Below are 9,420 nucleotides of genomic sequence, written 5' to 3'. Positions count from 1 at the left end.
GGGCGACACATGAGCGTCCCCGTCCAGACACGCCGCCGGGAGGGTCGTCGCCGGCGCCAGATGTGTAGAAGACGCAGGGGACGGGGGCCGCGTCGGCGGCCGCCCCAGCGGCCTCCTCGCCCGGCTCCTCGGCAGCCACCGCGTCCTCGACGGGCGTGAGCGCCGGGGCCGCCTCGGGCTCGGGCTCGAAGCGGTCCGCCCTCGCGGCGGCCGCGCGCTCCTCGACGGCCACCCTCGCGCGCTCGTAGGCCTCCTTGAGGAGGACCTCCTGGCAGATGACGCGCGGGTCGTCGGGGCTGGACTCGACGCGCGCCCAGGTGCCGTCGGCCGTGAGCTGGCGCGCCTTGACGTTGTCCGAGAGCTGGAGCTCGATGAAGTGGCGGACGATCTCCGAGCAGGCGGGGTCGCGCACGGGGTAGGCGATCTCCACGCGGCGCTCGGTGTTTCTCGTCATCATGTCGGCGCTCGAGAGGTAGATCGTGTCCGAGTACTCGCCGAAGGCGTAGATGCGCGCGTGCTCGAGGAAGCGGCCGGCGATCTGGCGCACCACGAGGCCGTCGGTCTTGCCCGGGACGCCCGCCTTGATGCAGCAGATGCCGCGCACGATCATGACGACCTTGACGCCGGCCTCGCAGGCCTCGGAGATCTTGTCGATGACGTCGCGGTCCGTGAGCGAGTTCATCTTGAAGAAGACGCGCGCCGGCGCGCCCTCGCGGGCGCGGGCGATCTCGCGGTCGAGGCCGCGCATGACGAGCGGCTTCAGGCCCACGGGCGCCACGCCGAGCTGGCGATAGGTGCCGCGGAGGTTGCCGAGGGAGAGGTTGCGGAAGAACGTGTTGCCGTCCGCGCCGATGCCCTCGTCGGCGGTGAGCAGCATGAAGTCGGAGTAGAGCGTCGCGGTCTTCTCGTTGAAGTTGCCGGTGCCGAGGCACGTGATGCGGCGGATGCCGTCGCGGTCGTGATAGGTGATCTGGCAGATCTTGGAGTGGCACTTGAAGCCCTCGGAGCCGTAGATGACGGTGCAGCCGGCGTCCTCGAGGCGCTCCGCCCAGGCGATGTTGTTGGCCTCGTCGAAGCGGGCGCGCAGCTCCATGAGGACGGTGACGTCCTTGCCCGCCTCGGCGGCGCTGATGAGGCTCTCGCAGAGGTGCGAGCTCTTGGCCACGCGGTAGAGCGTGATCTTGATGGAGATGCACGCGTCGTCGGCGGAGGCCTCGCGCACGAGGCGCAGCAGCGGCGTCATGGACTCGTAGGGGTAGGTGAGCAGGACGTCGTGGTCCTCCACCTGCCCGCGCATCGGGCGCGAGAGGTCGACCATGGGGGAGATCTGCGGCTCGAAGGGACGGTAGACGCAGGCGGTGTGAACGTGGTCGGGGATGTGGGGCTCGAGCCCGTAGACGTACCCGAGGTCGATGGGGCGCTCGAGGTGGAAGATCCGGCGAGGCTCGAGCGAGAGCTCGCCGGCGACGAGGTCCTCGAGCTTCTTGCCGAGCTTGCCGCGGATCTCCAGGCGGACGGGCTGGAGGCGCTGGCGGAGCTTGAGGACCTTCTTCATGTGCTGGCGGTAGTCCTCCTCCTCCTCGACTCCCTCGCCGTCGGGGTCGATGTCCGCGTTGCGCGTGACGCGCAGCACCGCGGAGCGCTTGGGGACGTAGTCTCCGAAGCACTGGTCGAGCGAGGTCTCGAGGACGTCCTCGAGCAGGGTGTAGCGCCAGGTCTTGGGCCCGGAGGGCAGCGCGACGACGCGTGCCTCGGTGCGCGGCACCTCGATGATGCCGAGAAGGCCCGTCTCGTCGACGCCGTCGAGCGAGCAGGCCACGAAGAGCCGCCCGTTCCTCAGGTTGGGGAAGGGGTGGCGCGGGTCGACGATGAGGGGGGAGATGATCGGCGCGAGGCGGCGCTCGAAGTGCCGGCGTACGGCGGTGCGGTCCTCGTCGGTGTACTCGGCGGGGGAGACCCGCACGAGGCCCTTCTCGGCGAGGAGCGACTCGACCTCGGCGAGGCCGCGCTCGTGACGCTCCACGAGGGCGGGCAGGGCCTCGAAGATGCCGTCGAGCTGCTCGGCGGGCGTCTGGTTGGACTTGTTGTCGCGCGGCTGGTTCTTGAGCGAGGCGAGGTCGGAGAGGCCGCCCACGCGGATCATGAACCACTCGTCGAGGTTGGACTCGACGATCTCGCAGAACTTGAGGCGCTCGAAGATGGGGACGTCGGGGTCGTAGGCCTCGTCGAGGATGCGGTCGTCGAAGCGCAGCCAGCTGATCTCTCGGTTCTGGGTGTAGGAGAAGTCGCGCTTGCCGTCCTTGTCCTTGCCGGCGTACTTCTCGGCGGCCTTCTCGAGCTCCTTCTCGCGGCGTGCCGTCTTGGCGCCCTTCTTGACGTCCTGGTCTGCGGCGTCTCTCGTCTTGTCCTTGCTCATCGCGAACCTTTCAACAGCGTTGTGGTGTGAGCCTACCTCACGGCTATTCTCACATAGTACCGCTTGCGCGGCGCCGCTCCGCGCCTGCGACCGTTAAGGTTGTGCAAAGCGCCCCGTCCTGCCGTGCGCGTCGGCGAGCGGCAGGGAATACAATGCTCTCCTCAGCAAACCAGCGACGGGCCGCGCCCGGAAGGAGAAGAACATGTCCGTGAGCCTCTCTGGGCGGAGCTTCCTCAAGCTCCTCGACTTCACCCCTGACGAGATCCGCTATCTGCTCGACCTCTCCGCCGACCTCAAAGCCAAGAAGCGCGCGCACGAGCCGCACCGCTACCTCGAGGGCAGAAACGTCGCCCTCGTCTTTGAGAAGACCTCCACGCGCACGCGCTGCGCGTTCGAGGTGGGCGCGGCGGACCTCGGCATGCACGCCGTCTACCTCGACCCCTCCGCGAGCCAGATCGGCAAGAAGGAGTCCATCGCCGACACGGCGCGCGTGCTCGGCCGCATGTTCGACGGCATCGAGTACCGCGGCTTCGGGCAGGAGCGCGTTGAGGAGCTCGCCGAGTACGCCGGCGTTCCCGTTTGGAACGGTCTCACCACGGAGTTCCACCCCACGCAGATGCTCGCCGACGTCCTCACGATGGAGGAGGAGTTCGGGCGTGGCGGCATGGCCGGCCGCAAGGTGACCTTCATGGGCGACGCCGGCAACAACGTCGGCAACTCGCTCATGGTGGTGTGCGCCAAGCTGGGGATTGACTTCTGCGCGTGCGGTCCCGCCGAGCAGATGCCCTCCGCCGAGCTGGTCGAGACGTGCCGCGCGATCGCCGCCGAGACGGGCGCCACGATCACCCTCACGGCAGACGTCGAGGAGGGCGCGCGCGGCGCGAGCGTCATCTACACCGACATCTGGGTCTCCATGGGCGAGTCCGCCGACCTCTGGGGCGAGCGCATCCGCCTGCTCTCTCCGTACCAGGTGAACGCCGAGCTCATGGCCAAGGCGGCTCCCGACGCGATCTTCATGCACTGCCTGCCGAGCTTCCACGACCGCAAGACCACGATCGGCGAGGAGGTCTACCAGAAGTTCGGCCTGGCCGAGCTCGAGGTGACCGACGAGGTCTTCGAGGGGCCGCGCAGCCGCGTCTTCGACGAGGCGGAGAACCGCCTGCACAGCATCAAGGCCGTGATGTACGCCACGTTGAAGTAGCCATACGCTCGGACGGACAGCGTACGGCGGATACCCGCCTCGCACGCAAATCCGGATTTGAGCACGGGCCGGTACGCAAATCCGGAACTGAGTAGGGGCCGGCGCTCAAATCCGGAACTGAGTGCCGCGACGGGCCCGTTGCGGCGGCACGCGAGGATGTCGGCCCCCCGGCCGGCCACGCTCACGCAGGTCGAGGTCGCGCGCCGCCGGCAAGGCCCCGTACCCCGGCGCTCAAATCCGAATCTGAGCACGGGCCGCCGCTCATTTCCGGAACTGAGCACGCCGTCGCGCTCAGTTCCGGATTTGAGCGGCGGCCCGTGCTTCCCGACCGCGTCACATCGAGTCTGTGCGCCCGGACCGCAGGGCGCGGCGGAACCCAGGGTGTCGCGAGAGGCGCGGGGCCTCAGGCTCGCCTAGTACACCATGCCCATGGCCTCGCGGACCTCGTCGAGGGTCGCGGCCGCGATCTCGCGGGCGCGGCGGTTGCCCTCGTGCAGGACGTCGGCCACGTAGCCCATGTCCTTCTCGATCTCCGCGCGGCGCTCGCGGATGGGGGCGAAGTAGCCGTTGACGGCCTCGGTCACCACGCGCTTGAGCTGGCCCGCGCCGCCCATGCCGATCTCCTCGGCGATCTCTTTCGGGTCACGGCCGGTGCAGATGCCGGCCGTGGTGAGAAGACCGGAGATCTCCGGGCGGTTCTCGGGGTCGAAGGTGATGTTGCGCTCGGAGTCGCTCTTGGACTTCTTGATGAGCCTTGCCGTCTCCTCCGCGGTCATGGAGATGGAGATCGCGTTGCCGTAGGACTTGCTCATCTTGCGGCCGTCGAGGCCGGGAAGCAGCGGCGTGGAGGTGAGAAGGCCCGTCACGTCGGGGAAGACCTTGCCGTAGCGCTCGTTGAAGCGGCGGGCGATCTTGGAGGTGATCTCGATGTGGGGGAGCTGGTCGCGGCCCACGGGCACGATGTTGCCCTTGCAGAAGAGGATGTCACAGGCCTGGTGCACGGGGTAGGTGAGCAGAAGCCCCGTGAGCGCGTGGCCGGAGGCCTCCTGCTCGGCCTTGACGGTGGGGTTGCGCTCCATCTCGGCCTCGGTCACGAGGGAGAGGAAGGGGAGCATGAGCTGGTTGAGCTCGGGCACCGCGGAGTGCGTGAAGATCATCGTCTTGGCCGGGTCGATCCCGCACGCGAGGTAGTCGATGACCATGTTGTAGACGTTGTCGCGGATGTGCTCGGTGGTGTCGCGGTCGGTGATGACCTGGTAGTCGGCGATGATGATGTTGGTGCGCACGCCCATGTCCTGCAGGCGCACGCGGTCGACGAGCGTGCCGAAGTAGTGACCGAGGTGGAGCCGGCCCGTCGGGCGGTCGCCCGTGAGCATCGTGTAGTTCTCGGGATGGACGAGAAGGTCGGCGTGGACCTCGTCGCTCCTGCGCTTTGCGGCCTCGTAGCTACCCTCGTTGGGCATGTCTTCCCCCTTCGTCGCGCCATGGCGCGTCAGCGTTCACACGGCACCCTATGGTACGGCAAAACGGGTTGAATTGCCCGCCACGAGGCGGGTGCGTCGGGGATTCACTGCTAGAATGGTCCCATTGCTTCAGCGAGAGAGGGGAGAGGCCATGGCGAGCTCATACGGGACGGACGCCGACAAGAGCTCGCTCAGGAGCAACTACCTCGTCGCTCGTCGCACCATCCCGGCACGCTCCCGCCTTGAGAGCGACGCCTCGATACGAAGCGCCCTCGAGGCGTTCCCGCTCTTCTCCGAGGCCTCCCTCGTGCTGACGTACGTGTCGCGCGAGGCGGAGGTGGGGACGCGCCCCCTCATCGAGTCGCTGCTCGCGGAGGGGCGGCGCGTCGCCGTCCCGAGGGTCGACCTCGAGGCCCACGACATGGCCTTCCACGAGATCCGCTCGCTCGACGAGCTCGTCCCGCGCACGATGCGCATCCTCGAGCCCGCCGCGGACGCGCCGGTCGTGACCACGCCCGATATGGTCGGCTCGGTATGCCTCGTCCCGGGCCTCGTCTTCGACGGGGCCGGACACCGCGTGGGCTACGGCGGCGGCTACTACGACCGCTTCCTCGCGTTCTATCCCGGCGACAAGATCGGCCTCGCGCGCACGACGATGCTCTCCTCCAACCCGCTCCCGACGGACGGCCATGACGTTCCCGTTGACTTCATCGCCACGGAGGGCGCCGTCTGGAGCTGCCGCGACCGGTAGGGCTCCCTTGTCCGCGCGTGCCCACATGGGTCGTCGCCGGGGACCGCTCGCGCTCGCCTGGATCGCCTGCCTTCTGACCTCCGCGTGCGCGCTCCCCCTTTCCGTTCCCCTCGCCTCCGCCCTCGTCCTCGTCGGGAGGCTGCTCGGCGCGGCGGACCCCGTCTCCTCCGAGCGCTGCCGGCGCGCGATGGTGGCGGCCGGCGGGGTTGCCACGTCAGCCCTCGCGCTCTGCGCCGCCGCTCGGGCGCTGGGACTGCAGCTCCCCTCTGCCCTCGCGGTCGCCCTCTCGACGGTCTCGCTCATCGGCCTGATATGCCTGGCCGTGGGGGCGGGCGTTCCCGAGCGGGAGCTCTTCTCGGTCTCTGGCGTCGCCGTCCTCGCCTGCGCCCTCCTCCCGGCCCCCTCGCCCGCCGTCGCGCTCGCGTCGCTCTCGCTCGCGACGTGCGCGGTCGTGGCGGTGCTCGCGGTCAGGGCGCTTTCGTCCCGCGGCGGTAAGCCCGCTGACGCCTCCGCGCCCCTCGCCTCCCTCGCCGCCCGCCCCCTCAGCCCGCGTGAGGCGGAGGTGCTGGAGAGGACCCTTGCCGGCGAGACGCGCCCCCAGATCGCCCGCGCGCTCGGCGTCTCGGAGTCGACCGTCGGCACCCTGCGCTCGAGGGGCTACGAGAAGCTGGGCGTCGGCTCGAAGGACGAGCTCGAGGCCCTCGCGAAAGAGGCCGGAGGGGCGCGGGGCGAGAAGGACGACCGAGCTGGCGAGAGCCGCGCGCGGCGGCTTGCGGAGGCGCTGGCCGCGGCCACGCCGCCCTGCGCCTCGCTGGTCACCCTCCTGGCGCCCTCGTCGCTTTCCAGCGCCTGCGTCGTTGCCGGCGCGCTGCTCGTCTCGGTCTCGCTCTCGTGCTTCGTCCTCCTGGGCGCGGACACCGGCGGCGCCCATGCGCTCGGCGAGCGCCTCGGCACTTCGCCCTCCTGGGACAAGGGGCTCGTCACGGCGCTGGTCGCGCCCCTCGTCCCCGCGCTCGTCGTCTCGACGTGGCCACGTCGCCTCGCGGGAGCGCTGCTCGTCGTCGCGGCGCTCGCGCTTCTGGGCGCGGACATCGCGCGCCGCGAGCCCGGGGACGCCCCCGCCTCGCGGGCGCGCCGCGTCCTCAGGGCGGGGTCGCAGGAGCTCGCCTGCCGTGCGCCCGAGGCCTCGGGTCTCATGGGTCTCGCTCTGATCGCACTTTCTCAGGACGCGGTGGCGAGGGTCGTCCTCCCCGAGCCCGGCCCGCTCGACGGGGCGTGGCTCCTCGTCGCCGCCCTGACCGCGCTTGCCTTCGGTCGCGCCTTCGGGCCCGAGCGCGGCGACGCCCCGCGCCATGACGCGCTCGCGCGGGAGCTCCTGAGCGAGCGCGGGCTCAGTGAGACGCAGGTGGAGGTGGCGCTCTGCCTCGCCGGCGGCATGGGCGAGCCCGAGGTGTGCGAGCGCCTGCACCTCGCGCGCGGCACGGTCAAGTCGTACCGGAGCCGCGTCTACCGGGCCCTTGGGGTGCACAGCGCGGCAGAGCTCAGGGAGGCGCTCAGGATTCCCGCACGCGCCTGACCACGTATCCCACGAGGTAGGCGATGAGCGACACCCCGAGGCTCAGGCAGAGCTCGATGGCGCTCAGGTAGAAGTGGGGCGTGAAGCAGTGGAGCGCCTGCTGGAGCACGCCTATCGCCAGGATCGGCGCCCACGCGCATCGCCCGAACGCGCCCCCGCGCCCCGCCGCGTAGGAGACCCCGACCGCCGCCGCGGGCATGAGGAGGTAGAGCGCGAGCAGGGCCGGCCATGCCAGCCGGGGCGGGCCGAACGCGCCCTCACGGGCGGCGAGGAGCACGACGGCCGCGACCGCCCACGCGCCGAGGTAGGCAAGCGACAGGGAAGCCCCCGAACGCGGCCTCATGCCCGACCGCCCCCTCGCCGCCGTCGGAGGGCCCCCGCAGCTCGCCCGGCCAGGAGTCCCACGAGCGAGATGGCCGTCCCGACGGCAAAGACGCCGAGGTCGGGCGCGTGGACGTTGCCCGTGGCGAGCGTGTTGGCGAGCGACGTCGTGAGGGAGGGCACGAGCATGAGCCCGACGCCGCAGGCGGGCGCCCAGAGCCACGTGGCCCTCCCGTAGGCGTCGAGCAGCGCGGCGGCGACCGACGTCCCCAGGGTCACGGCGGGCATGAGGAGGTAGAGCCACAGGATGATGGCGCCCATGAGGCCCGCGTCGTCGGCCATCCAGATGCCGGCGACGGAGCCTCCCCAGACGGCGAGGTACACGACGGGGAGCACGAGCTTGGCAGGGGGACGGGGCTTCATGGCGGCCTCCTTCGACGGGGTTCCTCTCGCCTAGATCCTGGCAGATGTCGAGAGGAGCGTCTGTCGTCCCGGGGGATGCGATCGCCCAACCGCCTGTGGACCCCGGGCTCGTGGGCCCGGAGGCAACGTCGCGCTAGAGCCCGAGGTGCCCCGCAAGGTCGAACATCGCCTTGCGGTAGCCGTCCAGGCCGAGGCCGGTGATCGTCTCGAAGCAGGCGGCGCGGATGTAGGAGACCTGGCGGAACTCCTCGCGCTCGTCGAGCTTGGAGATGTGCACCTCGACCATGGGCAGGCCCACCGCCTTCGCGGCGTCGAGGATGGCGATGGAGGTGTGCGTGTAGGCGCCTGGGTTGATGACGATGCCGTCGTAGCTTCCGTAGGCGTCCTGGATGGCGTCGATGAGGTCGCCCTCGTGGTTGGACTGGAAGCAGGTGCAGTCCGCAAAGCCGGCGTCGCGGGCGCTCGCCTGGCAGATGCCGAGAAGGGCCTGATAGGTGTCGTGCCCGTAGATGTCCGGCTCGCGGATGCCGAGCATGTTGATGTTGGGGCCGTTGATCACGAGGACCCGCGGCTTCCTGCGCTCGGGCTCGCCGCGCCCCTCGTCGTCCTCGGTCGCCTCGAGGGCGTCGTCATCGTCCTCCGCGTCGAGGTCGGCGTCAGAGGGCTCGATCTCGCTCAGCAGGCTGACGAGCTCGTCCACGGGGGAGCGCTCGTCGTCCGCCGCGGGCGCGGCGGGCGCCACCGGGGCGGGGCGAAGGCGGGCGGGGGTGATGTGGACCCTGATTGAGCTCTGCTGGGGGAGGAAGGAGGGGCCCTGCTCGACGTCGCTCGTGTCGACGCCGGTCATGCGTGCGATCTCGTCGTGGACGGCCTCGGCCTTGCCGGGCCCGAAGACGACCTCGATGCCGTTGTCCCCGCTCCTCACGAAGCCGAGCACGCCGCGCGCGGCGGAGAGCTGGTCGGTGTCGACGAGCGAGGGGTCCTCGGTCACGAGCCTGAGGCGGGTCATGCAGATGTCGTTGGCCATGACGTTCTTGCCCCCGCCGATGGCCGCGAGGACCTCCTCTGCGATCTGGTGCCTGTCCACTCCGCGATCCTTTCCCCGTCGTCGAATCGCGAGTCAGAGCCCCGTCTCCACTCACCGTCATACGACTGCGTCATCCGTCTTTTTGAATGGCTAGTATACGTGTGTCGCGCCGCCGCGCCGCCCATCCCGCCGAGCGGCGCGGCGGGCGGTCGAGGCTCCGGCAAAACGCCACAAGTCCGCGC

General features: G+C 70.2%; 8 protein-coding genes. 3 read left to right on the top strand and 5 right to left on the bottom strand.

All coding sequences use genetic code 11. The features are described from left to right. On the bottom strand, positions 1-2,416 hold a 2,416-nt coding region (gene ppk1, locus E0L17_RS01130; protein WP_167929444.1), incomplete at its 3' end, for a polyphosphate kinase 1. A gap of 202 nt (positions 2,417-2,618) precedes the next feature. Between ppk1 and argF the strand changes: the two genes are divergently transcribed. Further along, positions 2,619-3,617, top strand: a complete 999-nt coding sequence (gene argF, locus E0L17_RS01125; RefSeq protein ID WP_167929443.1) for an ornithine carbamoyltransferase — start codon at positions 2,619-2,621, stop codon at positions 3,615-3,617. A gap of 413 nt (positions 3,618-4,030) precedes the next feature. Here the strand turns inward: argF and trpS are convergent, their stop codons facing one another. Then, positions 4,031-5,080 (bottom strand): tryptophan--tRNA ligase, encoded by a 1,050-nt coding sequence (gene trpS / locus E0L17_RS01120; protein ID WP_167929442.1) that lies wholly within the window; start codon positions 5,078-5,080, stop codon positions 4,031-4,033. A gap of 151 nt (positions 5,081-5,231) precedes the next feature. Between trpS and E0L17_RS01115 the strand changes: the two genes are divergently transcribed. Beyond that, positions 5,232-5,831: a 5-formyltetrahydrofolate cyclo-ligase gene (locus E0L17_RS01115; protein ID WP_167929441.1), complete on the top strand. Its 600-nt coding sequence runs from the start codon at positions 5,232-5,234 to the stop codon at positions 5,829-5,831. A gap of 25 nt (positions 5,832-5,856) precedes the next feature. Continuing rightward, positions 5,857-7,407, top strand: coding sequence for a helix-turn-helix transcriptional regulator (locus tag E0L17_RS01110; RefSeq protein WP_167929440.1), 1,551 nt, complete (start codon positions 5,857-5,859; stop codon positions 7,405-7,407). Here the strand turns inward: E0L17_RS01110 and E0L17_RS01105 are convergent. From E0L17_RS01105 to aroQ, 3 genes are all read right to left on the bottom strand, one after another. Further along, positions 7,385-7,750, bottom strand: coding sequence for a hypothetical protein (locus E0L17_RS01105; protein WP_167929439.1), 366 nt, complete (start codon positions 7,748-7,750; stop codon positions 7,385-7,387). The two genes, E0L17_RS01110 and E0L17_RS01105, sit on opposite strands and share 23 nt — an antisense overlap. Beyond that, positions 7,747-8,151 carry a hypothetical protein gene (locus tag E0L17_RS01100; protein ID WP_167929438.1) on the bottom strand — a complete coding sequence of 135 codons (405 nt, stop codon included), beginning with the start codon at positions 8,149-8,151 and terminating at the stop codon, positions 7,747-7,749. Before E0L17_RS01100 ends, E0L17_RS01105 begins: the two co-directional genes overlap by 4 nt. 133 nt (positions 8,152-8,284) lie before the next feature. Next, positions 8,285-9,238, bottom strand: coding sequence for a type II 3-dehydroquinate dehydratase (gene aroQ / locus E0L17_RS01095; RefSeq protein ID WP_167929437.1), 954 nt, complete (start codon positions 9,236-9,238; stop codon positions 8,285-8,287). Between the last annotated feature and the right edge of the window lie 182 nt (positions 9,239-9,420).

The organism is Olsenella sp. SW781 (assembly GCF_012027725.1).
Classification (GTDB): domain Bacteria; phylum Actinomycetota; class Coriobacteriia; order Coriobacteriales; family Atopobiaceae; genus Thermophilibacter.
The sequence above is the reverse complement of the archived record's forward strand: the minus strand, read 5'-3'. Positions and strand labels throughout refer to the sequence as shown.

What these genes read in the sequence shown, in the direction of transcription:
- argF (WP_167929443.1), top strand. Translation starts at nt 2,619, where the DNA reads ATGTCCGTGAGCCTCTCTGGGCGGAGCTTCCTCAAGCTCCTCGACTTC.
- trpS (WP_167929442.1), bottom strand. Translation starts at nt 5,080, where the DNA reads ATGCCCAACGAGGGTAGCTACGAGGCCGCAAAGCGCAGGAGCGACGAG.
- E0L17_RS01115 (WP_167929441.1), top strand. Translation starts at nt 5,232, where the DNA reads ATGGCGAGCTCATACGGGACGGACGCCGACAAGAGCTCGCTCAGGAGC.
- E0L17_RS01110 (WP_167929440.1), top strand. Translation starts at nt 5,857, where the DNA reads ATGGGTCGTCGCCGGGGACCGCTCGCGCTCGCCTGGATCGCCTGCCTT.
- E0L17_RS01105 (WP_167929439.1), bottom strand. Translation starts at nt 7,750, where the DNA reads ATGAGGCCGCGTTCGGGGGCTTCCCTGTCGCTTGCCTACCTCGGCGCG.
- E0L17_RS01100 (WP_167929438.1), bottom strand. Translation starts at nt 8,151, where the DNA reads ATGAAGCCCCGTCCCCCTGCCAAGCTCGTGCTCCCCGTCGTGTACCTC.